Source organism: Halomonas sp. SpR1 (assembly GCF_031010175.1).
Classification (GTDB): domain Bacteria; phylum Pseudomonadota; class Gammaproteobacteria; order Pseudomonadales; family Halomonadaceae; genus Vreelandella.
In genome coordinates this window covers 131708-155227 of record NZ_JAUAMB010000005.1, presented here as the reverse complement: position 1 = coordinate 155227, position 23520 = coordinate 131708, and the positions used below count along the sequence as shown (strand labels likewise).

Annotated in this window: 18 protein-coding genes; 8 read left to right on the top strand and 10 right to left on the bottom strand. The window is 56.6% G+C overall.

Features of this window, described 5'->3' with window-relative positions; translation table 11 throughout:
* Positions 1-104 precede the first annotated feature (104 nt).
* Positions 105-1133 (top strand): alcohol dehydrogenase AdhP, encoded by a 1029-nt coding sequence (gene adhP / locus QT231_RS05990; RefSeq protein WP_308336010.1) that lies wholly within the window; start codon positions 105-107, stop codon positions 1131-1133.
* Between the two features lie 76 nt (positions 1134-1209).
* Here the strand turns inward: adhP and dauA are convergent, their stop codons facing one another.
* From dauA to QT231_RS05975, 3 genes are all read right to left on the bottom strand, one after another.
* Entirely contained in the window at positions 1210-2970 is a 1761-nt protein-coding gene (gene dauA / locus QT231_RS05985; RefSeq protein WP_308336009.1) for a C4-dicarboxylic acid transporter DauA, read from the bottom strand.
* A 153-nt stretch (positions 2971-3123) separates the two neighbouring features.
* The gene (gene betT / locus QT231_RS05980; protein WP_308336008.1) at positions 3124-5172 is read right to left on the bottom strand and encodes a choline BCCT transporter BetT; all 2049 of its coding nucleotides are present in this window, start codon (positions 5170-5172) and stop codon (positions 3124-3126) included.
* A 204-nt stretch (positions 5173-5376) separates the two neighbouring features.
* Complete coding sequence (locus QT231_RS05975) at positions 5377-5799, bottom strand: hypothetical protein (protein ID WP_308336007.1); 423 nt, start codon at positions 5797-5799, stop codon at positions 5377-5379.
* Between the two features lie 162 nt (positions 5800-5961).
* Here QT231_RS05975 and QT231_RS05970 point away from each other — a divergent pair, with 162 nt between their 5' ends.
* Complete coding sequence (locus QT231_RS05970) at positions 5962-6912, top strand: alpha/beta hydrolase (protein WP_308336006.1); 951 nt, start codon at positions 5962-5964, stop codon at positions 6910-6912.
* Here the strand turns inward: QT231_RS05970 and QT231_RS05965 are convergent.
* The 4 genes from QT231_RS05965 to QT231_RS05950 all read right to left on the bottom strand — a co-directional run bounded on the left by QT231_RS05965 (position 6909) and on the right by QT231_RS05950 (position 13403).
* Complete coding sequence (locus tag QT231_RS05965; RefSeq protein WP_308336004.1) at positions 6909-7604, bottom strand: response regulator; 696 nt, start codon at positions 7602-7604, stop codon at positions 6909-6911. The two genes, QT231_RS05970 and QT231_RS05965, sit on opposite strands and share 4 nt — an antisense overlap.
* A 71-nt stretch (positions 7605-7675) precedes the next feature.
* Complete coding sequence (locus QT231_RS05960) at positions 7676-9082, bottom strand: ATP-binding protein (protein ID WP_308336003.1); 1407 nt, start codon at positions 9080-9082, stop codon at positions 7676-7678.
* Positions 9082-12192, bottom strand: a complete 3111-nt coding sequence (locus tag QT231_RS05955) for an efflux RND transporter permease subunit (RefSeq protein ID WP_308336002.1) — start codon at positions 12190-12192, stop codon at positions 9082-9084. The genes QT231_RS05960 and QT231_RS05955 overlap by 1 nt, the downstream gene beginning before the upstream one ends.
* Positions 12189-13403, bottom strand: coding sequence for an efflux RND transporter periplasmic adaptor subunit (locus tag QT231_RS05950; protein WP_308336001.1), 1215 nt, complete (start codon positions 13401-13403; stop codon positions 12189-12191). The genes QT231_RS05955 and QT231_RS05950 overlap by 4 nt, the downstream gene beginning before the upstream one ends.
* Positions 13404-13620: 217 nt before the next feature.
* Here QT231_RS05950 and QT231_RS05945 point away from each other — a divergent pair, with 217 nt between their 5' ends.
* Positions 13621-14211: a TetR family transcriptional regulator C-terminal domain-containing protein gene (locus QT231_RS05945; protein WP_308336000.1), complete on the top strand. Its 591-nt coding sequence runs from the start codon at positions 13621-13623 to the stop codon at positions 14209-14211.
* A 26-nt stretch (positions 14212-14237) separates the two neighbouring features.
* Here QT231_RS05945 and QT231_RS05940 read toward each other — a convergent pair whose 3' ends face one another.
* Positions 14238-15041, bottom strand: coding sequence for a helix-turn-helix transcriptional regulator (locus QT231_RS05940; RefSeq protein WP_308335999.1), 804 nt, complete (start codon positions 15039-15041; stop codon positions 14238-14240).
* Positions 15042-15232: 191 nt separating this feature from the next.
* On the opposite strand from QT231_RS05940, the gene QT231_RS05935 reads away from it, so the two are divergent.
* Complete coding sequence (locus QT231_RS05935; RefSeq protein WP_308335998.1) at positions 15233-16117, top strand: alpha/beta hydrolase; 885 nt, start codon at positions 15233-15235, stop codon at positions 16115-16117.
* A 61-nt stretch (positions 16118-16178) separates the two neighbouring features.
* Here the strand turns inward: QT231_RS05935 and fabF are convergent, their stop codons facing one another.
* Entirely contained in the window at positions 16179-17450 is a 1272-nt protein-coding gene (gene fabF / locus QT231_RS05930; RefSeq protein ID WP_308335997.1) for a beta-ketoacyl-ACP synthase II, read from the bottom strand.
* A gap of 88 nt (positions 17451-17538) precedes the next feature.
* Between fabF and QT231_RS05925 the strand changes: the two genes are divergently transcribed.
* Both QT231_RS05925 and QT231_RS05920 read left to right on the top strand, forming a co-directional pair.
* Positions 17539-18180, top strand: a complete 642-nt coding sequence (locus QT231_RS05925; RefSeq protein WP_308335996.1) for a TetR/AcrR family transcriptional regulator — start codon at positions 17539-17541, stop codon at positions 18178-18180.
* Between the two features lie 190 nt (positions 18181-18370).
* On the top strand, positions 18371-20554 hold the full coding sequence (locus tag QT231_RS05920) for an OsmC domain/YcaO domain-containing protein (RefSeq protein WP_308335995.1): 2184 nt from the start codon (positions 18371-18373) through the stop codon (positions 20552-20554).
* Between the two features lie 83 nt (positions 20555-20637).
* Here QT231_RS05920 and QT231_RS05915 read toward each other — a convergent pair whose 3' ends face one another.
* Positions 20638-21540: a LysR family transcriptional regulator gene (locus tag QT231_RS05915; RefSeq protein ID WP_308335994.1), complete on the bottom strand. Its 903-nt coding sequence runs from the start codon at positions 21538-21540 to the stop codon at positions 20638-20640.
* Positions 21541-21641: 101 nt separating this feature from the next.
* Between QT231_RS05915 and QT231_RS05910 the strand changes: the two genes are divergently transcribed.
* Both QT231_RS05910 and QT231_RS05905 read left to right on the top strand, forming a co-directional pair.
* Positions 21642-21857, top strand: a complete 216-nt coding sequence (locus QT231_RS05910; RefSeq protein ID WP_308335993.1) for a DUF2798 domain-containing protein — start codon at positions 21642-21644, stop codon at positions 21855-21857.
* Between the two features lie 187 nt (positions 21858-22044).
* Positions 22045-23508: an alanine/glycine:cation symporter family protein gene (locus QT231_RS05905; RefSeq protein ID WP_308335992.1), complete on the top strand. Its 1464-nt coding sequence runs from the start codon at positions 22045-22047 to the stop codon at positions 23506-23508.
* Positions 23509-23520: the final 12 nt, after the last annotated feature.

Below are 23520 nucleotides of genomic sequence, written 5' to 3'. Positions count from 1 at the left end.
CCGCCCGGTCAACGCCGGGCGGTTTTGTCAGTCCCCCTGACGCTGACTCTACCGATTAGAGCCGTTCTTAAATGGCCGTATCGAAAACTATTAGGAGTGGCATCATGGATAGCACAATGCGCGCGGCGGTGGTTCATGAGTTTGGCCAGCCGTTGGTCATAGAAGAAGTTGACGCGCCCCGCCCCAAGCAGGGCGAAGTGTTGATGAAAGTGGCGGCCTCTGGGGTTTGCCATACTGATTTACACGCCGCCCATGGGGATTGGCCGGTGAAACCCTCGCCGCCGTTTATTCCCGGCCATGAGGGCGTTGGGCATATCGTGGCGGTGGGTGAAGGGGTTACCCATGTTAAAGAGGGTGATCGCATAGGCGTTCCCTGGCTCTACTCGGCCTGCGGCTACTGCGAGCACTGCTTGGGCGGTTGGGAAACCCTTTGCGAGTCTCAGCAAAATACCGGCTACAGCGTTAACGGCGGCTTTGCCGACTATACCTTGGCGGATGCGGGCTATGTAGGGCGTTTGCCAGATGCGGTCGATTTTATCGAAATAGCCCCGGTGCTGTGTGCAGGGGTGACGGTTTATAAAGGCTTGAAAATGACCGACACCCGGCCCGGCCAGTGGGTGGTGATTTCGGGCATTGGTGGTTTGGGGCACATGGCGGTGCAGTACGCCAAAGCCATGGGGCTTAACGTGGCGGCGGTGGATATCGATGATGGCAAGCTAGCCCTGGCCGAGCGCTTAGGCGCTACGGTAACCGTCAACGCCATGAAAACCGACCCAGCTGCCTACCTGAAGAAGGCCATTGGCGGTGCCCACGGAGCATTGGTCACCGCAGTATCCCCGAAAGCGTTCGATCAAGCACAAAACATGCTGCGTCGCGGTGGCACGTTGGTACTTAATGGCCTGCCGCCCGGTGATTTCCCGCTGCCGATCTTCAGCACGGTGCTCAACGGTATCACCATTCGCGGCTCGATCGTCGGCACGCGTAGCGATCTGCAGGAAGCGTTGGACTTCGCTGCCGAAGGCAAGGTCAAAGCGACGGTGGCGACCGACACGCTGGACAATATCAACGACGTCTTCCAGCGCATGATCGACGGCAAGATAGAGGGCCGAATCGTGCTCGATATGGCGAGCTGATAACGGGTTATGTGAGCAGACGGGGGAGGCAACTCCCCCTTTTTTTATTGCTGACGTTGTCATGGCACCGACGCTATTAAATCGCCGCCGTCACCGCGCTGCTATTCCGCCAGCCCAACCAACGTCGCGCCATGCGCTCGGCGTGGGCAAGGTTGCTGACGACCGCTAACTTGCCCGCTTCGCGCTTAATGCCCGCGCGTTTGATTTTCAGCGCCATACGCGGCGGCAGCCCAACGAATATAACGCTTACGCCTTGTTCGCCCAGTTCCTGGCGCAGGGTGTCCAGCGCCACCATGGCGGTGGTGTCCAGGCTAGGCACATCGCGCATATCCAGCACGACAATCCGTACGCTGTGATCAATCACCCTTAGTGTGGCTATGGCCTTTTCGGCTGCGCCAAAAAAAAGCGGGCCGCTGATTTTATAAAGTGCCACTTCTGGCGGGAAGTGCTCGCCGGTATCGGGTGCCGCCAAGCGTTGAGTATGAGTTAGCTGTGCCATGCGACGGATAAACAGCGCGGCTGCCAGGCCAATACCCACGGCCACGGCAATTACCATGTCGAAAATCACTGTTAGGGCAAAGCAGATTACCAGCACTGAGACATCGCTGGCGGGGGCGCTTTTCAGCGTATGCACAAAGTGGCGCGCCTCACTCATGTTCCAGGCGATGATAAACAGCAGGGCGGCTAAGGCGGCCATGGGCACATACCCCAGCACACCCGCCAGCGCGACCACGGCAAGTAGTACCACCAGCGAATGCACCACCGCGGCGACAGGGGAGCAGGCACCGCTTTTGATATTGGTCGCGGTGCGGGCCAGGGCCGCGGTAGCGGTAATGCCGCCGAAGAAGGGCACCACCAGATTGCCCAGGCCTTGTCCCATCAGCTCAGCGTTGGGGTTATGGCGGGTTCGGGTCAGGCCATCCGCCACCACGGCGCATAGCAGTGATTCAATCGCCGCCAGTAGCGCAATTGCCAGCGCTGGCCCGAGTAGGGCCTGAATCAGTGTGAAGTTGATCTCAAGCGGTGCGCCATCTGCGCCAGGGAAATGCCACGGTGCGGTTAAATTAGGCGCGAAGGGCGGAATGCCGCTGCCGCTCGCACCCTCAACCTCCCAACTAAATCGTGAGGCGATGGTGTCGACCTCAACGCCCCCCACCAGCAGCAGCGCGGAGGCCAGAGTGCCCAGCGACAAGCCAACCAGCGGGGCAGGGATTGGCGTGTTGAGGCGGGGCCAGATCAGCAGCGTTGCCAGGGTCACAAGCCCCACGCTGATCTCAGCCAGTGAAAGGCTGGGCAGTGCTCGGCCAATCAACATTAGGTTATTCAGGGTGCTGTCACCTAGCGCCACTCCAGACAGGCCCAGAAAGTCAGGTAACTGCAGTAACGCAATGACAACACCAATGCCTGCGGTAAAGCCGAGAATTACCGGGTAAGGGACGTACTGAATCAGGCTACCCAACCGAGAAAGTCCCAGCGCAACCAAAATAGCGCCCGCCATCAGCGTGGCAATCAGCAGCCCGCCCAGGCCGTGGTTGGCCACAATGGGGAATAGAATGACCACAAAAGCGGCGGTGGGGCCGGAGATGTTAAACCGCGAACCGCCGGTTAAGGCGATCACCGCGCCCGCCACGATAGCGGTGTAAAGCCCGTGCTGGGGTGGCACGCCAGTGGCGATTGCCAGCGCCATGGAAAGCGGTACCGCCACCACGCCAATCGTCAGCCCTGCCATCACATCGCGCTTCAGTTTGGCCAGTGTATATCCTTCACGCCAAGTGCTGACTAGCGCACTGCCAGGCAGCGGGAACACGTAACCCGAAGAGCGATGGGCGCGGGGCATGGGGCCGTCTCCTAAGAACAGGGAAAACAAGCCATTACGCTACCCCTGCGATGAAATTTGCACAACAATGCGTTAGTCGCGGAGTCATTCACGTACAAAAAAGATCCCGGCACGTGGCCGGGATCTTTTTTTAGACTATGAGCAGACGTTTGCTTACATCTGCGAGTCTTCCGGCGGTTCGCCGATGGTGCCGGGCATTGCCTGCACATGGCCCATCTGCTCACCGGCAAGGGTGAGGAAGTGCAGGTGGCGTTCATACTCGGCCACTAAATCACCAATTACCTGCCCACGGGTATAGCCGTTAAGGTCTTTATCCTGACCACCTTCTGCCAGATAGACGTCTAGACGTACATAAAAGTCATCATCCGCCGGGATAAAGCTTGGCGTACGCATACGGTGCGGGCAAACCTGGTAGACAAAGCTGGTCGCTTCGCCGAAGTCGACCTGGAGCATCAGGTTAGGTAGCGATTCGCCTTCAACGTGCTCTTCGGTGACGTTGGCGGTTTGGCCTCGGCTCTCAAGTTCCTGGGCAAATTGGGTCATCGCTGGGCGAATAGAGTGTTCAAGGGTCGCCGCTGCACCTGCTCGCGTGGAGGTGTCCAGGGCCCGATCCAGGCGCTCACGCCAGTCGCCACCGGGGGCGCCACCAGCAATCATACGGCGGGCATCGGCTTTTTTGCCTTCCAGTTTCAGCGCTTTATACATACCTACCATTACCGCGAAAATCACCACTGAGAAGGGCAGTGCCGTGATAACGACGGCACTCTGCAGCGCGTTCAAACCACCGGCCATGAGCAGAGCAATGGTGATCAAACCGATGACTGCCGACCAGAAAATGCGTAGTTTTACCGGCGCGTCGTGGTTCACGTCGCTCAAGATAGAGGTGAAATTCGCCAGTACCAGCGCGCCCGAGTCCGCTGAAGTGATAAAGAACACAATCCCCAGCACGGTAACAACTGCCGCGGTAAGACCTACATAGGGGTAGTACTCAAGCAGCGTGTAGAGTGTAGTTTGCGGGGTGTTAAGGGCCTGTACACCCAGTTCGACAGCCCCTTGGTTGGCCACCAGCTCAATACCACTGTTACCAAATACCGACATCCATACCATCATAAAGGCGAGCGGAATAAACAAGGCGCCTGCGACAAATTCACGAATGGTGCGGCCGCGGGAGATACGCGCCAGGAACAGCCCCACAAACGGTGTCCAGGCAATCCACCAGCCCCAGAAGAAGATCGTCCACCACATCTTCCACTCTTGGGCGCCCTCATCGGCAAAGGCGTAGGTGTCAAAGCTCGCACCGACAAAGCCCGAAAAGTAGTCACCGGCGTTATTAACCACCTTATCCAACAGTACCAGCGTGTCGCCTGAAAAGAGTACAAACAGCATTAGCGCCAATGCCAACAGCATGTTGAACTCAGAGAGGCGACGAATGCCTTTTTCAACCCCGGTCACCACAGAAATCGTCGCTAATACCACCACCAAGACAATCAAAATTACCTGCACGGTGAGCGTTTCCGGCACGCCGAACATATAGGTGAGGCCGTAATTGAGCTGCATCACCCCAATGCCCAGGCTGGTGGCAATGCCGAACACGGTGGAGATCACTGCTGTAATGTCGACAGCGTTACCAATGGGGCCGTGGATACGCTTGCCCAGAATCGGGTAGAGCGCGCTGCGAATCGCCAGCGGCAGGCGGTGACGGTAGCTAAAGTAGGCCAGCGCCATACCCATCAACACGTACAGCCCCCAACCGGAGAGCCCCCAGTGCAGATAGGTTTGAACGACGGCGTTGCGCATCGCTGCCTGGCTTTCCGGGGTTAAATCCGGCGGCGCCAAATAGTGAGCAACCGGCTCGGCCACACTGAAAAACAGCAAGTCGATACCGATACCTGCGGCAAACAGCATGGCTGACCAGGAGAGCAGCGAAAACTCGGGGCGAGAGTGGTCGGGGCCCAGACGAATACTGCCGAAGCGCGACATGCCAATGGCAATGACAAAGACCAGGTACGCCACAATGGCGAGCATGTAGTACCAGCCAAAGGTTTTGCTTACCCAAGCTAGGCCGGCATCAAAAAAAGCGCCAGCCTGCTCGGTGAACAGCATGGTGAGCACAAGGAAGATGACAATACCCGCCACACTGCCGTGGAAAACCACGGGATTGAGGCGGTCTCGGGAGGGGAGGATGGGGTTGTCTTTCGCCATGCAGGCGGACTCCTGTTGTTGAAAGATGATTTTATTTTGAATGAACGTTCAAATAAAATACGCGATTAGATGCCCCCCCTTCAAGTTAACCTCCCCTATTTGAGTTGAATTAGCGTGAAGTTAGTAATGCGCTGACGAACGTGCAGACGTAAAAACGCCCGGAGATACCGGGCGTCGGCTCTAAATTTGGCGATTTGTCAGCGTTTATTCGCTATCGGCATTCTCATCTTTATGATTACCGTGAGGGCCACCTTTGCCATGCTTGGCACGATACTCCTCATGGGCTTCTTGCATGGCGTTGCGCAGGGCTTCCTGTTCTTCTTCTGTGAGTATTTCAGCTACCCGTGCGTGATGCTCTTCACGCAGTGCCTGCATGGCTTCGCGATGTTCGGCGTGTGCTTCATTGAGCTCAGCTTGCTTTTCTACTGAGATATCAGCGCGCTCGTAAACCTCTTGGCGACGCTCCTCCATGCGCTCTTCCATACGTTCATGATCAGGGCCTTGGCCTTCATGATCGCCGTGGCTATGCGCCTGTGCGGCAAACGCTAATGGCATAATGGCCATCGCCAGCAGGGCTGGGGCAAACAGTTGACGAAATGAAATTTTCCTGGCGTTTGAAGTTTTCATAAATTCTCTCCTGGTGAGTTGACGATGCCAGTATCACCAGGTGGCGTGCAAACCGTTTGCAGATAGTGTGCAACAATCATGATCTTATTGGCTTGCTGCAGGTCGTAGTTAGTAGTTGTTAGTGGTAGGTGAGGGGTCACCTATTTATCCAGGAGACGCATAATGTCGCGTACCAAGCTAATTCGCGAGTGGCAACAGCATGGAGTACTGCCTACCCTACGCCGTGTTACTGGCTTAGGGGCGGTTGCCTTATTATTGAGTGGCTGTAGCGCTTCCCAACACTTTAGCCAAGCTGAGCCCGCTGTTGAAAGCAGTGCGTTGCGTGACCCCCAGCCCTTTACACGTTTGCCCCCTAGAACCTATACCCCCGAAGAGTGGCCCCAGGCATTAATGGCTGATGTTTACCTACCCGATGACCCGGGCGATGCATTGCGTCCTGCTGCCCTGGTGGTGCATGGTGGCGGCTGGCGCAACCGCACACCGGAAGATATGCAGGGCATTGCTGAGCAGTTAGCCGGGCAGGGCTATGTGGCGGTGAATATTGAGTACCGTTTTGCACCGGCGTATCGCTTTCCTAGCCAGCTGCACGATTTGCAGCAGGCGATGGCCTGGATTCACGCCCATGCCGACGATTGGCAAGTGGATACAAACCGCATTGTAGGTGTGGGGTTTTCTTCTGGTGCGCATTTAGTCAGTTTGTTGGCGGTGGCGGGAGTAGAAGGGCCGCTGGCTGAGCCCCACGGCGGTGAGCAGAGCCGTTTAGCCGCGGTTTTAGCTGGAGGGCTCCCCAGTGATTTGTTGAAGTTTGATGACGGTCCTTTAGTCGTCAATTTTATCGGTGGCACCCGCGCTGAAGAGAACGAAGCGTATCGCCTAGCCTCACCGGCACGGCAAATTACCGCGCAGGCGCCGCCGTTTTTTCTATTCCACGGCAAGTGGGATCAACTGGTGCCTGTAGATCATGCCACTGACTTCTACCAAGCCCTTCAGGACAACAACATCAAAAGCGAGCTGTATCTGCAGCGATGGCGCGGCCACATTACAAGCTTTTTGCTGCGCGGTGGCGCAATTGATGCGGGCATCGCGTTTCTTAATCGGCAGGTTAATCCCTAACCCTCCGGCTGGTACTTATAGCCTACACCGTATACCGAGCGAATGATCTCCAGTTCAGGGAGCGCTTCGTGGATTTTTTTGCGCAGCTTTTTAATGTGGCTGTCCACGGTGCGCTCCGAGACGATACGGTTGTCGCGGTACATGTGATCCATCAGTTGTTCACGGCTGAAGATGCGGCCCGGCGCCTGCATCATCACCCGCAGCAGTTGGAACTCAACCGCCGTCAGACCTAAATCTTGCCCGTGGGCGAGCGCCTGCCAGCCATCTTCGTTTAGTACCACCGGTGCGTTTTGCACCTCGGCTGGGGCGTCGACCGCCGCTTGGCTGCGGCGAAGTACCGCCTTAACTCTGGCGACCACTTCCCGGGGGCTGAACGGTTTGCAGATGTAGTCATCGGCACCCAGCTCCAGCCCCAGCAAGCGGTCAACCTCTTCTACCTTGGCGGTGACCATAATGATCGCAATGGTTGGCCACTGCTGGCGTATTTCCCGGCTTAGGGTGAGGCCATCTTTACCCGGAAGCATGATATCGAGTAGCACCAACGCCGGGGAGTGCTGCGCCAGCCAGGGCATTACCTCATCGCCGTGTCCCAGAGTCGTTACTTCAAAGCCGTGGGTGGTTAAGTAGTCCGCCATCAGGCGGGCAATCTTCGGTTCATCCTCAACAATCAGTACAGAGGCAGCATGGGACATAACGGTAGACTCGCTTAACAGTGAACGTAAAAGCAGGGTTTAACGGCTCTTTAATATGCACTCTTGGAACATTAATCTGTTTTTAATAGCGGAAAACGCAGCGTCCAACGTAGCCCACCTAGCGTTGAGCCAGAGGGCGTCAGCGTTGCACCGTGTGCATTAACCAGGGCGCTGGCGATAGAGAGTCCCAAACCGCTGCCGCCACTTGCACGGCTACGGGAGCCTTCGACGCGATAGAGCCGCTCGGTCAAGCAGGCTAATTCACCCTCCGGCACGCCCGGCGTACTGTCTTCCCAGATGACGACGGCCATTCCCTGCTGTGCGGTAAGCGTGATGCGCAGCTCCCCCGGCGGCTGGGTATAGGCGCAGCTGTTATCCAGCAGGTTGTTCCACAGCTGGCGCAGGCGCTGGGCATCACCACGAATCATAATGCCAGGTTCGATCTGTTCGGTCAGCGTTAACCCGCTTTCGACTAACCAGCGGTCGGCGTCGGCCAGGCGGCTAGCAAGGCAGTCGCTAAGATCCATCGGCGCCAGTTGGATATCCAGCGCGCCCGCGTCGCTTTGCGATAGTAGGCGCAAATCCGCCACTAAGCGCTCTAGCTGGCCCACTTCTTGGGCGAGGGAGCTTAGGTTCTCCTGGTTCAGCGGACGAATGCCATCCTGCATGGCTTCGATCTCGCCGCGCAGCACTGCCAGGGGCGTGCGTAGCTCGTGAGCGGTGTCAGATACCCAGCGGGCGCGGGCATCGCGGCTGGCTTCCAGGGTGGCGGCAAGCACATTAAAATCCCGCGCCAAGCGCGATAGCTCATCGCGGCCACGTTCCGGCAGTCGGGTGCGATAGTCGCCCTCGGTAAGGCGCAGCGTAGCGCCCGCCAATGCTCGGGTACGCCGCCCCAGCCACCAGGAGAGACCGCCTGCCAACAGCAGTGAGGCAACGCAGAGTGAGACCACGATAAGCACCAGATTGCGCTGTTGGCGCTCCAGGAAGCGACTCTCCATGCGCTCCATCATTTCTCGGGGAGGTCGGAAACCCAACGAGCCGATATGGGTATCACCACTATGCAGTGTCAGCCAATGCCAACTGCCCGAGCCTTCCCGCCCACTTCTGGGCGGTACTACAAAACGGCCATCCGCTGCGCGCAGGGTGAAATCACGCGCCTCGCCAAGTGGGGAAGGTCGGTCGCGGTGCTCCTGGCCTAGCTCAAAACGAACGATGAATGGCCAGCGTTCCGGCGACTGCTCCAGCCACTCCCAGCTCTGTTGGGTTTCCCAGCGGGTGACAAGGCCATCGGCCAGCAGTGTAGCGCGGCGCTCCTGGGCCTGGTTGAGGTAGTCGAGAAAGCCGCGGTCAATACTGTAAGAGACGGCCAGAAACATACTGGCTGAAATCGCCACATTGACGCTGAGAATAATCACAAATAGCTTGAGCCCCAGCCGAGAGGGGCGCCATTGACGTATGGCTGTAAGCAAGGCCATCAGTAGACTCCCTCTTTTTTATCCAGTGTGGGCTGGCGCGGCGCACTGAGACGTTCGCGAACATTCTCCATGCCCAGATAGAGGCAGGGCACCAGAACCAGCAGGATAACCGTGGCGAACAGCATGCCAAAACCTAGTGAAATTGCCATGGGAATCATAAAGCGCGCCTGCCGCGAGGTTTCCAAAATCATTGGCGCCAGGCCGAGAAAGGTCGTCAGCGTAGTCATCATAATCGGTCGTAACCGGCGGGTGGCCGCCGCTACGATGGCTTCCCGGGCGGCCATGCCTTCGCGGCGTTTGCGGTTGGCGTAGTCGATCAGCACTAGTGCATCGTTAATCACCACACCGGAGAGCGCGAGCATCCCCAGCAGGCTGATAATCGAAAGCCCGAAGCCCATGATCATATGCCCAGCGACGGCGCCGACAATGCCAAAGGGGATCGCGGCCAGCACCAGCAGCGGCTGCAGGTAGCTTCTGAAGGGAATAGCGAGCAGGGCGTAGAGCGCCGCAATCATTAACCACATAGAGGTTTTTAGCGTGGCCAGGTTGTCGGCGGTGTCCTGCTGACGACCGCCCATGCTGACTTCCAGCCCCGGCCAGGTTGCTTCCAGGTTGGGGAACTCCTGTTCCTGTAGCGTGGCAAGCACTTGATTGATGGCCAGATCACTTTCCGAGTCGGCGGTGACGGTAATGATTCGCCGACCGTTAATGCGTTCAAGGCTGCTGGAGGCTTGGCTGATGGTAATGTCAGCGACCCGCGATAGCGGCACGCTTAGCCCATCGGGGGTGCGCACCGGCATGCGGTAAAGCTCGTTCAGGCTGTCGCGGTTATCGTTGGGCAAACGCACCTCAACGCTGATTTCGCTGCGCCCTACGTATTGTTCAAGCGCGGTGGCACCCTGGAGCGGGCCGCGCAGGGCCTGGGCCAGGTTATTACCTGTGAGTCCCAGGGCGCGGCCCTCGGCAGAAAGGCGCATCTCTAACTGCGGTTTGCCGTCGCCCAGCCCGCTGTCGATATCCGTAAGTCCGTAGCCGCCCAGCGTTTCTGCTAGCCGTTCGGCAGCGGCTTCCAGCACCTGTGTATCTGGATGCGAAAGTCGCAGACTGAGCGCCGCGCCACTACCAGGGCCGCCGACGTCGGCTTCAAAACGAACCGACTGGGCGCCAAGCAGATCGCCGGTGAGATCGCGCCACTCGCGGGCAATCCGCGAGGGTGGCCAAGCTTCCAGACTCTCGCTGGCAATATCCAAGCGTACTTCCAGGCTTTCGCCGTCAAGCCGGCTGCGTGAACTGCTAAAACTGAGCGTCTCTTCGCGCTCGCTAAGAGCCTCGGCGGCGTCGAGCAGCTGTTGGCTTAGCTCACGGCTAACACTGATATTGCTGCCAATGGGTAGGGTGACCGTGGCCTGTACCTGATCCGATTCAACCCGTGGCATCAGCGAAAAGCCCAGCCGCCCGCTCATCGCCCAGGAGAGCGCGATGAGCAGAATCGCGATGCCCAGCGAAACACTCAGCAGGCGTTGATTAAGGGCACGCTGCAGGAACGGCTCGAACTGGTGGTAGGTGAAGTGGTGCAAGCCGCCCTGAAGCCACTGGCGCAGCGCTTCAAGGGGGCGCTGCCACGCAGGGGTTTGGCGGGGTTTGCGGCTATGTGCCAGGTGAGCAGGCAGAATGACCAGGGCTTCCAGCCAGGAGATTAAAAAGACGGTGACAACGACCACCGGCACGGTGGCAAAAATCAGCCCTAAAAAGCCGGGTAAAAACAGTAGCGGCAGGAAGGCGACGATATTGGAGAGAATCGCGAAGGTGAGCGGGGTGGCGATTTCGCTGGCGCCTTTGACCGCCGCATCGCGCAGCGAATAGCCCTCTTCACGGTAGCTGTAGATATTCTCGCCAACGATAATGGCGTCATCGACGACAATCCCCAGGGCGATAATAAACGCGAACATCGACATCATATTGAGCGAGACGCCGATCCAGGGCAGAAACAGCATTGCACCGAGAAACGCCGTTGGAATGCCCAGGGTGACCCAGAATGCCAACCGCGCTTCCAAAAATAGCGCCATCAGTACCAATACCAGCGCTAGCCCCATCCAAGCATTTTTTAACAGCAGGCTGAGGCGGTCTTCGTAAACTTCTGAGCTATCGCGGGAAATATCCAGACTAACGCCTTCGGGCAGGTTCGCGCGCAGGCGCTCAAGCTCACCGTTGACCGCTTCCGAGATACTGGTCGGGGTTTGGTCGCCAATCTGGTAAACGTCCACAGAGAGGCCGGGCTGGCCGTTATAAAACTCCTCGCGGTCGGTTTCGGCAAAGCCATCGCTGACCACGGCGATATCCCCAAGCGTGATGGGCGTTCCTTGGGTGCTGGTCAGAATCGGCAGTTCGGCAAAGGCTTCGGCACTGTTGCGGCGCCCTTGGTAGCGGATCAGCCACTCCCCTTCGGCCGTCGTGAGCTGGCCGCTGGCAAGATCTAACGCCTCTTCGGCAATGCGACTAGCCAGTTCCTGGTGGTCGAGGCCATAGCGCTCAATGGCCTCTTCGTCCAGGTGGACTTGTATCTCCCGCTCACGGTTGCCGGATAGCTCTGCACGGGAAATGCCCGAAGTGGCTTGGAGTTCGCCGCGTACATCTTCGGCCGCGTTGTGGAGTGCCTCCAGGCCGACCGGGCCGTATACCTGCAGGCTCAACACGCTGCGGGAGCGCCCCGCCAAGGTAAAGCGCGGCGGGTCGGCAGCGCTGGGCAGGGTGGTGATGGCATTTACCGCTTGTTGGATATCCTGATAGGCGCGCATCACATCCACACCATCAATTAGCGTGGCGTTGACGCTGGCACTGCCTTCGCTGGCTATAGCGGTCAGCTCGTCAATGCCTTCTACATCGGCAATGGCGGCTTCCATCGGTAGCAGCAGGCTCTGCTCCACATCTTCCGGCGTGGCGCCGGGGTAGCTGATAGTGACTTGAACGATTTCGGTGTCGAATTCGGGGAACACCTCTTTTTTAATCGCCAGCGAGGCCATTAGGCCGCCGACGATAAACAGCACCATCAGTAAGTTGGGGGCTACCCCGTGATCGACCATCCAAGCTAACGGGCCGCGTGGCACCTTCATGATTCGTCTCCCGGTTCATCTCCCGCTTGAGCCGGGGTGTCGTTGGGGCGGCGGATGCGCACTAGCTGGCCTTCCCTGGGCTGGGCCAAGCCAGCGGTGACGACCTGCTGGCCGTCTTCCAAACCGCTACGAATCAAAGCGTCATCTTCACCGCGGAAAGCCAGGGTGACCGGTGTTCGGCGTAGGCGATTTTCCTCATCTACCCGCCACGCCACGTCGCCTGGGCGCAGAGCCGCAGAAGGCAGTGAAATAAGCTGCTCCTGAACAGCCGGCTGGAAAGAGGCGCGCAGAACATCGCCCAGGCGCAGGGCTGGGCCGCTACTCTCCAGGGCGAGCGGGTCGTTAACGGCGATCAACAGTTGCGCCTGTAGGCCATTCTCTTCCAGGCTAGGCAGCATTGAGACCAGCGTTCCTTGGCGCGTGGCGCCATCGGGCCAGCCGCGGCTGGTTAAGGTGACTGTAGTGCCCGCTTCCAACCACTCAGTCCACTCTGCAGGCAGCGAAGCGCGCACCCAAAATTGCTCGACACCCACCAGGTGTACGACTTCGGTACCTTGGCTGAGCAGGCTGCCGGCGCCTACCAAGCGTTCTTGCACCATGGCTCGCCAGGGCGCGGTGAGGGTGGCGCGCTGCACATTGAGCGCGGCCTGGTCGCGAGCCACCCGCGCTTGGGTGACCTGAGACTGAGCTTGGCGCAACTGCGGTTCGCGCAGTACCAGCGCCCGCCGTTCGGCAGAGAGCTGGCGACCAAAGGATTCGTACTCGCTACGGGCCCGCTGCTGCTCTGCCTGCTCAAGTGCGAGCTGCGCCTGGGCATTGGCTAGCTGCGCTTCGGCATCTTCCAGGGCTAGCTGTAAATCGGCTTGGTCAATATAGGCCACAGGGGCTTGCTGCTCGACTACCTGGCCGGGCACAACGCCATCGGCAAAACGCTCCAATTGTCCCGCTACTCGGCTGGCCAGCATGGTTTCCTGTTCTGCCTCAACGCGGCCAAAACCGTATAGGTTCGGCGCCTGTGCACTAGCGCTCACCGTGACAACATCGACCACACTAGGCAGAGGCTCTGGTGGTGGGGTACGCTCAATGCGCGGCGGTTGGGTAATAATCCACCACGCCAGCGCCAACGTGGCAACAAGAATCAATAATGCACCCACGGCACCTAAACGAATGCGGCCATATTGATGCGTAACGTCATAGCGAGAAAGAGTCATTACCGCGCGTCATCCATTGGGAGCGAAAATTCCAGAAAAATAAGCGTATGATGCTAGCATCGCGCATCGTTAAGCAGCCATTAGTCAAACAATGTGCAAACAACATGCAATTGCCACTTAGCTTGGTATCCGCTGGTTTGGTTTTAGCTTAACTTGGCTTTTATTCACTTGGTTCACTCACTTGAAAACAATAGACTGACTGGTCTACTTTAAGATTATGAAAAACAATGCAACCCGTGACAAACTCATCGACAGCGGCGCCCAGTTGATTAGTCAGCAAGGCTACAATGCTACGGGCATTAATGCCGTGTTAAAAACCTGCGGTGTGCCTAAAGGCTCGTTCTATCACTATTTCTCCAGCAAAGAAGATTTCGGGCTGGCGGTGATTGAACGCTTTGCCGCCAGCTATGATGAAACGCTAGTGGCGCTGCTGGAAGATAATGACACGCCGCCACTCGAACGCCTAAGGCGTTACTTCGCGGCAGGTCGTGAGTATATGCACGCGTGCGATCACGCCACGGGCTGTTTGATTGGTAACCTGGGCCAAGAGCTTTCGGGCCAGAGCGACACTTTCCGTGATGCACTCAATCTGGTTTTTCAGCGCTGGGAGCAGCGCTTCGTGCACTGCCTGAAAGATGCCCAGACGCAAGGATATATTGCTATTCGCACTACGCCAGAAGCGCTTGCCAGCTTCATCCTTACCGGTTGGGAGGGCGCTATTCTGCGCGCCAAGACATTGAAGTCCGTCGAACCCATGGTGCACTTTGAAACGATCTTGTTTCAGCAGGTGCTGGTGCCGTCGGCTTAGCGCTTCTCTCGCAACTCACTTGTGCTCTAGTGGCGAGCACGGAAGTGATGCTCTTCAGCGGCCACATCGTTTCGGGTTGCGGCTCTTAGGGCGTCATCAAGTGAAGGGTCATCCAGAGCGATTAAACCGCACTGGGCCAGCGCTTCGCGTAAGCTGACCTGTTCATCCAGGCGCTGATACACTACCCGCACACAGCAGGGCATGCGCTCGCTGTTATCTGCCACGCCCATTTTCAGGCCGGTTAAACGCGTTACCTGGCTCTGAAAACTCGGAAATAGAATCGTCTGGGTGATCTCATGACCGTTAAGGGTTTCGTGATCCATTAAAAAGAGCCGATCTGCAAGTTTCACCGCGGTGCCCACATAGCGATTATGGCATGAGCGGGCGCCGGGGGTGGTTTGCATCCGCTCGGTGCGCTGATAAACCACGCCGCCCTCTCGCTGTTCCAGGCAAACCAAAGTACGCATTAACTGCCCCGGCCGGGACATGGAGTGATAAAGCTCAAAGTAGCGGCCTATATAGCGCTCCATGCCTTCGCTGCCGCGCTGAACCAGCGCGTTAGGCCAAGGCAGCGTTGCAGGGGTTGCTTCTCTATTGAGCTGGCCGGTTTGTACCAGAGCACGAAAATCGTGATGGGGGAGCGCGATATCCTCCGCGCTAACGCCAAAAAAGTGGCAAATGCGCTGACGCGCCGCGTGGCTGGGGCGATAACGCCCACTCAGGTAGCGGTTAAACTGAGCACGGTTAATCGTTAAACGACGACAGACCTCAGCAATGGACGGGTAGTAGCTGCAGAGCAGGCGCAGGTTGGCCACGAAATCGTCATGCATGGAGTGACTCGTTTCTCTTGGTGTCGTGGCCGCCTAATGTGATGCTTTGTGCTAAAGAGTGCAATGCTTTCCCACTTGCCGGATCACCCTTGCCGTCGCGGCTCCCTGGCGTAAAAAGCTATGCTATATAATAGATAGCTACATTACTAATAGGCACAGCAAAAGCTTTTACAGCAAACCAGGAGTACGCCATGTTTCATGGGTTTGAAAAATTGCAGCGCCAGGTTAACGGCGTCGAGATCGCGCTTCGCAAGGGCGGCAGTGGGCCTGCGTTACTATTGCTTCACGGCCACCCCCAGACCCATGTAATTTGGCACAAAGTCGCGGAAGAGCTGGCCCAGCACTTCACGGTGATAGCGGCGGATCTGCGCGGCTACGGCGACAGCAGTAAACCCGACGATGACCCTGAGCACATCAATTATTCCAAACGCGCTATGGCCAACGATATGGCGGAGCTAATGAGCGCACTGGGTTTTGAGCGCTTTAAAGTGCTGGCCCATGATCGCGGGGCGCGAGTTGCCCACCGTTTAGGGGTTGACCACGCGACGCGGGTTGAGCGCATGGTGCTGCTTGATATTGCTCCGACGCTTGCCATGTACCGCGGCACCACGGAGGCCTTTGCGCGCAGTTACTGGCACTGGTTCTTCCTGATTCGTCCCCAGCCATTGCCGGAAATGTTGATCAAGAGCGACCCCGCTCAATACCTTAAAAGTGTGATGGGGGCCCGTAGTGCCGGCATGGCTCCTTTCTCCCCAGAAGCGCTGGCTGAGTACGAGCGCTGCTTATCACTCCCTGGTACTGCCACCGGTATTTGCGGCGACTACCGCGCCAGCGCCACGATTGATTTGGCGCATGATCAGGCGGATATCGATGCGGGGGTAAAACTCACCTGCCCGTTAAAAGTGATGTGGGGCGCCGAAGGTGCCATTGAAGCCTGCTTTGATGCCTTGGCTGAATGGCGCAAGGTAGCCACCCAAGTTGATGGCAAAGCGCTCCCTTGCGGTCACTATATCGCCGAGGAAATCCCTGAAATATTGCTTGAGGAAGCGCTGCCGTTTTTATGCACGGAAGAATGAAAAGAGGAAGTAGATGAATCGAACTTAGCTCGACGACAGTTCGGTTCACCTATCTTCGCCTTTAATGCTCAATACTGCTAACGATAAGCGCTGCATTGACGCCACCAAAACCGAATCCATTGCACAAGACATGCTTGGTGGTGTGCTTCTGACCAGTCGCCGTGACGAAGGTTAAATCCTGCATATCATCATCGCACTGCTCAAGATTAATGGTGGGTGGAAGCTGCTGAGTATTGACGGCCAAGACTGAAAAAATACTCTCTATGCCTCCCGCTGCACCTAATAAATGGCCTGTGGCGGCTTTCGTTGCCGAAATCGGGATGGCGGGCAAGCGCTCACCGAATACATTACGCAATGACGCAATTTCAGCCCGGTCGCCAACGGGCGTAGAGGTGGCGTGGGCATTGATATGATCAATAGCATCAATGCTAAGATCCGCCATGCCAAGCGCCGCTTGGATCGCTGCTGCTGCGCCAGCGCCATCCTTCGGGCCCGCCGTTAGATGGTAGGCATCGGCGCTGGTACCGTAGCCGCTAATCACCGCTAACGGCGTGGCACCCCGCGCGAGGGCATGGTCAAGGGTTTCGATCACCATAACGCCAGCGCCTTCTCCCATTACAAAACCGTTACGGGCTTTATCAAAGGGCCTGGACGCGCGTTCAGGGGCGTCCGCTTCTGTGGAAACGGCCTTTAAGGCGTTAAAGCTGGCGAGCGAAAGAGGATCAATGCACGCCTCGGCACCGCCTACCAGGGCAACATCGGCTTCTCCATTGCGGATGATGCGCATACCGTCGCCAATCGCCTGTAGCCCCGCTGCGCAAGCCGTTACTGGACACCCCAGTGGGCCTTGAAAGCCATAACGAATCGACAGATTGCCAGCAGCCAAATTGGCCAGAAAGGCGGGTACCGTGAAGGGGGAAAGTTTGCGATGGCCGCGCTCGGCAAGGGTTTTTTGCGCTTGAGTAATGGTAGGGAAACCGCCAATGCCAGAGCCAATAATGGTCGCCGTTCGACGTTTTTGCGCTTGCTCAACGGGGAACCAATTGGCCTGTGACAATGCCTCGTGGGCTGCCGCTAACGCATAAAGGCTGAACAGATCCATTTTGCGCTGCTCTTTGGGGTCAGCTATCTCATTCAGGTCAATACCGCCGCTGGGGTCTTGGCTAATGCTTGGCACCACCCCGGCAATTTTGATCGGGATATTGCTGGTGTCAAAGCGGTCAATGGTGCTGATGCCCGACTGGCCGTTAACCAGTCGCTGCCAACTCGTATTGACGCTATTGCCTAGCGGGCTGACCATGCCCATGCCGGTAATCACGATAGGTGAGTGCATAGTGACTCCTAATTTATTGATATGGTCACCCTAGCAATGGGCAGTATATGATCAAGATAATATTTAGCTGACGCACGACGAGGTAGATATGCCTTATCCCAAGAGCCATAAATTGAAAACCAAAGAGCGCATTTTGGCTTCGGCGACGGAGCTATTCAGTCGTAATGGGTTTCAAAAGGTGTCGATTGGCCAGATCATGAAACTAGCGAAGATGACCCACGGTGCCTTTTATGCCCATTTCGCTTCCAAAGAGGCTCTTTACCATGAGTCTGTTCGCCTCACTATTGATAACAGCCGGGCGGCTAGACTGGTAAAAGGCCCGCTTTCGTTACAACACCTAACCGAATTAGTCGCCAACTACTGCAATCTTCAAGAGTTGGAAGCTAAGCATAAGCCGGGGCCTGAAGCGGTACTGTTCAACGAAATAGGCAGTGAAAAAGCAGAAATCCGCACCCTGTTTGAAGCGTCTTATATGAGTATGAAAAAGATGCTTGAAACCCGCTTGATAGCGCTGAGCAAGTTGAAACAACTCCCCTTTGCCACTGACCGCAACGCGATTGCTGATAAATCCCGGGTCATATTGGCCTCCTTGATAGGCGCTGTCGCCATTGCCAAGAGTTTGCCGGGGGAGGCAGAGCGAAAGCAGGTGTTGATAGCCACACAACGCCAGATTTTACTAATGCTCGGGGTCAGCGAAGCTGAGGCAGAGCGTATGATGCAAGCACAGTAACTCCTGCCTCTACTGAAATAATCTCTTAAATGCCTTAGAGCAAGCGCTGCTGTTCTTACCCAGCTTAGGGTAGGCGATTCGAGAGACTCCCCAAGACGAAACGGGTAAAAAACTGGATAATGGCTGCCATTCGCCTACCGGCTTAAGTATTTAACGGCCCAGGCACACTCATTACCCCGGACGCCCGCTCATGGAAATCAAAGTTAACTATCTCGACAACCTCCGCCTGGAGGCCAAGTTCGACGATTTTACGGTCATCTCTGACCAGCCAATTCGCTATAAGGGCGACGGCTCGGCACCAGGGCCGTTTGACTACTTCCTGGCCTCATCGGCCATGTGCGCCGCCTACTTCGTCAAGGTGTACTGCAACGCGCGGGATATCCCTACCGAAAATATCCGTCTTTCCCAGAACAACATCGTCGACCCGGAAGATCGCTATAAGCAGATTTTTAAAATCCAGGTCGAGCTGCCAGAAGATATTTCCGAGAAGGATCGCCAGGGCATTCTGCGCTCCATTGATCGCTGCACGGTTAAGAAAGTGGTGCAAACCGGCCCTGATTTCCAGATCGAGACGGTAGAGAACATCGACGAAGACGCCCAGGCGCTGCTGATGGGCGCGCCAGAAGGTAGCAGCACCTATATTGAGGGCAAAGACCTGCCGCTGGAGCAGACCATTGCCAACATGAGCGCGATTCTGGCGAATCTGGGCATGAAGATCGAGATCGCCTCCTGGCGCAATATCGTGCCCCACGTCTGGTCGCTGCATATTCGCGATGCGGCCTCGCCAATGTGTTTTACCAACGGCAAAGGCGCGACCAAAGAGAGCGCGCTGTGTTCGGCATTGGGCGAGTTTATCGAGCGCTTGAGCTGCAACTTCTTCTATAACGATCAGTTTTTGGGCGAAGAGATTGCCAATAGCGAATTCGTTCACTACCCCAATGAGAAGTGGTTCCAGCCGGGCCCAAACGATGAACTGCCCGATGAGATTCTCGACGAGCACTGCTTGGCGATCTATAACCCGGAAGGCGAGCTTTGCGGTTCCAACCTGATTGATACCAACTCTGGTCGCGAGGATCGGGGCATCGTCTCGCTGCCTTATGTGCGTCAATCCGATGGTGAGACGGTCTACTTTCCTTCCAACCTGATCGAAAACCTGTTCCTCAGCAACGGCATGAGTGCGGGCAATACCCTGGTAGAAGCCCAGGTACAGTGCCTGTCGGAAATCTTCGAGCGGGCGGTAAAGCGTGAAATCTTGGAGCAGGAGTTGACCCTGCCGGATGTGCCGCAGGAGGTGCTGGCGAAATACCCCAGCATTGTCGAAGGCATCAACGCTTTGGAAGCCCAGGGGTTCCCGGTGCTAGTTAAGGATGCCTCCATGGGCGGGCAGTTCCCGGTGATGTGCGTCACCTTGATGAACCCGCGTACCGGTGGCGTGTTTGCCTCCTTTGGCGCTCATCCAAGCTTTGAAGTGGCGCTGGAGCGCAGCCTGACCGAATTGCTCCAGGGTCGCAGCTTCGAGGGTCTGAACGACCTGCCGCTTCCCACTTTTAACTCCCAGACAGTTGCCGAGCCGAACAACTTCGTTGAGCACTTTATCGACTCGGTAGGCGTGGTCTCCTGGCGCTTCTTTAGCGCCAAGCCCGACTTTGAGTTCAGCGAGTGGGACTTCTCCGGCAGCAACGAGGAAGAAGCCGAGACGCTGTTTGGTATCTTTGAAGACCTGGGCGCGGAAGTGTACATGGCCGTGCATGAAGACCTAGGCGCGCCGGTGTGCCGCATTCTGGTACCGGGCTACTCAGAGGTGTATCCGATTGAAGACCTGATCTGGGACAACACCAATAAGGCGCTGGATTACCGCGAGGATATTCTCAACCTGCACCGCCTGGATGACGACCAGCTGACTGATCTAGTCGAGCGGCTGGAAGAGAGTCAGATGGACGACCATGCTGATATCATCACGCTGATCGGTATCGAGTTTGATGAAAACACCGTGTGGGGCCAGCTGACCATTCTGGAACTCAAGCTGCTGGTCTACCTGGCGCTGGAGCGTCATGAAGAGGCGCTGGACTGCGTGCAGATGTTCCTGCAGTACAACGACAACACCGTCGAGCGCGGCCTGTTCTATCAAGCGGTCAACGCGGTGCTGGAAATTGTCCTGGATGATGAGCTGGAGCTTGAAGATTACCTACACAACTTCCAGCGCATGTTCGGCGAAGCGACCATGGCGGCGGTGGTGGGCTCGGTAAGTGGTGAGGTGCGTTTCCATGGTCTAACGCCTACCAACATGCAGCTGGAAGGCCTGGAGCGCCACCAGCGCTTGATCGAAAGCTATAAGAAGCTCCATGCAGCGCGAGCGGCGAGAGCAGTTATCTAAATTATCCAAACATGGTGATAGATCTCTGCTGGCGTTATGGCGCCAGCAGAGCTTGCTCTGTTTGGTTGCTCCGAACAGACGGTCTAACCAGCAGAGTGGAACCAGCTTTGGTGGCTGAGGAATTCGATTAACTCGCTTCGAAACAGCTTGGCCCGCGCTGAAAGGCTACGCCGGTAGGGCCATACCAAGAAGATCTCTCGGTGGCGCCCCCGCCATTCAGGGAGCACACGTATTAACTCTCCCGCTTGTAAACTGTTTGCCACCATACTGGCGGGCATTAAGGCGATGCCTGCGCCCGATTTAGTGAGATTGAGCACAATATTCATATCGTTACTGATGTGAAAGTGGTTCTTATGACAAGCGTGCTGACTACCCGTTTGGTGGAACAGCTGCCACTCGCTAAACATCTTTGCTGCCACGCTGGGGCACGCCTGCAATTCTTCAACCGTATGGGGAAGAGAGCGCTTCATGGTCGGAGAAGCCACCAAAATCGGCTCTATATAGCCGAGGTGTTTTTGGATCAGCGTCGAATCTTTTTGAGGCCCGGAGCGAAGCGCAATATCAGCCTGATGGTCGCGAATATCGACCACGTTGTTATCGAGTTCGATCGTCAACGCAATGTCAGGGTAGTGGTGTATAAAGTGACGCCAAAATGCGTCTAGCGGCCCGCTGCCCAAATTGACTGGCGCCATAATCTTCAACGGCCCGCTTAGGCTATGCAGTGCCTGATCCAGATCCAAAATACGCTGGTCAAGCGCGAGCACCAGTTCCTCGCACTCGCGGTAATATGACTCGCCGTGGGGCGTTAACGTCAACCCTTTGGTTGAGCGATAGAGTAGCTCTACTCCCAGCGTGGCTTCCAGTGCACTTATGCGCCGCGACACGGTAGCAATAGTCATCTTCAGCGTTGCCGCCGCTGCGGTAAGGCTGTGCTGATTGGCAGCCACGATAAAGATGTTTAGATCATCCAAAGACGGTTTGCGCATTTTGCAATTCTGTAAAATGGTTTCTTATATATTGGCATATATTACCGTAATAGGTATTTGCTAGCCTTGGCACAGGTAAATAATGCTCTTAAGGATGCCCCATGAAACACAGAATTATTTTCGCGCTCCTGATGTCTTTCACCCTCTCGCTGATTATGTCGGCGTGGGTGACTTACATGAATATTGGTGCTCATCCCGATTTTGTGGCTATTTGGATACACGCCTGGCTCCTTGCTTGGCCTGCTGCGGGTGTCATCGCTTTTATCAGCGGCCCCTTTATCCATAAGTTAGCCCACCGCATCGCCGAGAAGATCTGATAGCCTGACTGATGCACTCTGGCGCACCCGCTGATGCAGTGAGTGCACACAACTGCACCGCTGCGCCAAATTTAATCCTGCCCCACGCTTGGTAAAACGTTCTCCGCGGCGCGCATCCCATACGCGCGATCTTAAAAGCGACGCGAATTCCAACATAACGCTAATACAAAAACGCGGAGAGAATCACATGCTCGATATGCTCAATGACCTCCTTTGGGGGAAGGTTCTGCTAGTGCTGCTGGTGGGCGTTGGCATCGGTTTTACCGTTGCATCCCGCTTTGTGCAGTTTCGCTATTTCGGTGAGATGTTTCGTATCCTGGGTTCCGGCCAAGCCTTTAAACGCAACCAGCACGGTCACTTAAGCTCGTTTCAGGCGCTGGTGCTTTCGGTGGCCGGGCGAGTAGGTGGCGGCAACATCGCCGGTGTCGCAGTGGCGATTACGCTGGGTGGCCCAGGGGCGATTTTTTGGATGTGGCTGGTCGGCTTGATGGGCATGGCCACCAGCTTTTTGGAGTGTACCCTGGCACAGACCTATAAAGAGGCCGAAGGTGATGGCACTTACCGTGGTGGCCCAGCGTACTATATCGTTAAAGGGCTAGGTAAGCAGTGGCGTTGGCTGGCAGCGTTCTACTCGGTATTGCTGCTATTGACCTTTGGCTTTGCGTTTACCGCACTACAGTCATATTCGGTAGCGACCTCTTTCGGTGACGCTTTCGGCGTGCCGGTGCTGTATAGCGGCATTGGCCTGGCCATGCTGGTCGGGCTGATTATTTTCGGCGGGATCAAGCGTATTGCGCGTATTTCCGAGTTTTTGGTGCCCTTTATGGCAGTGAGCTATATCGCCATTGCGCTGCTGGTGATCGCCATGAACATCGGTGAAATCCCAGGCGTGATTGCGCTGATTGTAAAGAGTGCCTTCGGTCTTGAGCCGCTGATTGGTGGTGGTATTGGCGCAGCGATCATGATGGGCCTAAAACGCGGCCTGTTCTCAAACGAAGCGGGTCTGGGCAGTGCGCCCAATGTGGCGGCAGTGGCCTACGTGCCACACCCAGCTAATCAAGGCATCGTGCAGGCGTTCTCAGTCTTTATCGATACCGTAATTATCTGTTCTGCCACGGCTTTTTTGATCCTGCTCAGTGGTGTATACGACCCCGCTGCGGGCGCTGGGGTTGAGGGCATCGCCCTGACTCAGGCAGCGTTGGCCGACCATGTGGGCGAATGGGGCCGCACCTTTGTCAGCTTGGCACTTCTGCTGTTTGCCTTTAGTACGATTCTTTATAACTACTACCTGGGTGAGAACAGCCTCAACTTCTTCAGTCGCGACAACCAGAACCTGTTTAACGCCTTCCGTGTCGCTATCGTGCTGCTGGTGTGCTGGGGCGCGACCACCGATTTGGGCACCGTGTTCGGTTTTGCGGATGTCACCATGGGGCTATTGGCGGTCGTTAACCTGTTTGCGCTGATTCTACTGTTCAAGTGCGGTCTGCGCATTTTGAAAGACTTCGATGTGCAGCGTCGGCAGGGCATCAAACAGCCGATTTTTGACGCTAACCAGCATCCAGACCTCGACCTGGATCCCAAAGCCTGGGAGCTAGAGCCTGAAGAGGCCGAAGCGCTAAAACAGCGCCTGGAAGGCGCGCCGGCAAAGTAAAGAGTCATCTAG

What these genes read in the sequence shown, in the direction of transcription:
- QT231_RS05950 (WP_308336001.1), bottom strand. Translation starts at nt 13,403, where the DNA reads ATGACTCTTTCTCGCTATGACGTTACGCATCAATATGGCCGCATTCGT.
- QT231_RS05965 (WP_308336004.1), bottom strand. Translation starts at nt 7,604, where the DNA reads ATGTCCCATGCTGCCTCTGTACTGATTGTTGAGGATGAACCGAAGATT.
- QT231_RS05905 (WP_308335992.1), top strand. Translation starts at nt 22,045, where the DNA reads ATGCTCGATATGCTCAATGACCTCCTTTGGGGGAAGGTTCTGCTAGTG.
- dauA (WP_308336009.1), bottom strand. Translation starts at nt 2,970, where the DNA reads ATGCCCCGCGCCCATCGCTCTTCGGGTTACGTGTTCCCGCTGCCTGGC.
- adhP (WP_308336010.1), top strand. Translation starts at nt 105, where the DNA reads ATGGATAGCACAATGCGCGCGGCGGTGGTTCATGAGTTTGGCCAGCCG.
- fabF (WP_308335997.1), bottom strand. Translation starts at nt 17,450, where the DNA reads ATGCACTCACCTATCGTGATTACCGGCATGGGCATGGTCAGCCCGCTA.
- QT231_RS05910 (WP_308335993.1), top strand. Translation starts at nt 21,642, where the DNA reads ATGAAACACAGAATTATTTTCGCGCTCCTGATGTCTTTCACCCTCTCG.
- QT231_RS05960 (WP_308336003.1), bottom strand. Translation starts at nt 9,082, where the DNA reads ATGGCCTTGCTTACAGCCATACGTCAATGGCGCCCCTCTCGGCTGGGG.
- QT231_RS05955 (WP_308336002.1), bottom strand. Translation starts at nt 12,192, where the DNA reads ATGAAGGTGCCACGCGGCCCGTTAGCTTGGATGGTCGATCACGGGGTA.
- QT231_RS05920 (WP_308335995.1), top strand. Translation starts at nt 18,371, where the DNA reads ATGGAAATCAAAGTTAACTATCTCGACAACCTCCGCCTGGAGGCCAAG.
- betT (WP_308336008.1), bottom strand. Translation starts at nt 5,172, where the DNA reads ATGGCGAAAGACAACCCCATCCTCCCCTCCCGAGACCGCCTCAATCCC.
- QT231_RS05935 (WP_308335998.1), top strand. Translation starts at nt 15,233, where the DNA reads ATGTTTCATGGGTTTGAAAAATTGCAGCGCCAGGTTAACGGCGTCGAG.
- QT231_RS05945 (WP_308336000.1), top strand. Translation starts at nt 13,621, where the DNA reads ATGAAAAACAATGCAACCCGTGACAAACTCATCGACAGCGGCGCCCAG.
- QT231_RS05915 (WP_308335994.1), bottom strand. Translation starts at nt 21,540, where the DNA reads ATGCGCAAACCGTCTTTGGATGATCTAAACATCTTTATCGTGGCTGCC.
- QT231_RS05940 (WP_308335999.1), bottom strand. Translation starts at nt 15,041, where the DNA reads ATGCATGACGATTTCGTGGCCAACCTGCGCCTGCTCTGCAGCTACTAC.
- QT231_RS05925 (WP_308335996.1), top strand. Translation starts at nt 17,539, where the DNA reads ATGCCTTATCCCAAGAGCCATAAATTGAAAACCAAAGAGCGCATTTTG.
- QT231_RS05970 (WP_308336006.1), top strand. Translation starts at nt 5,962, where the DNA reads ATGTCGCGTACCAAGCTAATTCGCGAGTGGCAACAGCATGGAGTACTG.
- QT231_RS05975 (WP_308336007.1), bottom strand. Translation starts at nt 5,799, where the DNA reads ATGAAAACTTCAAACGCCAGGAAAATTTCATTTCGTCAACTGTTTGCC.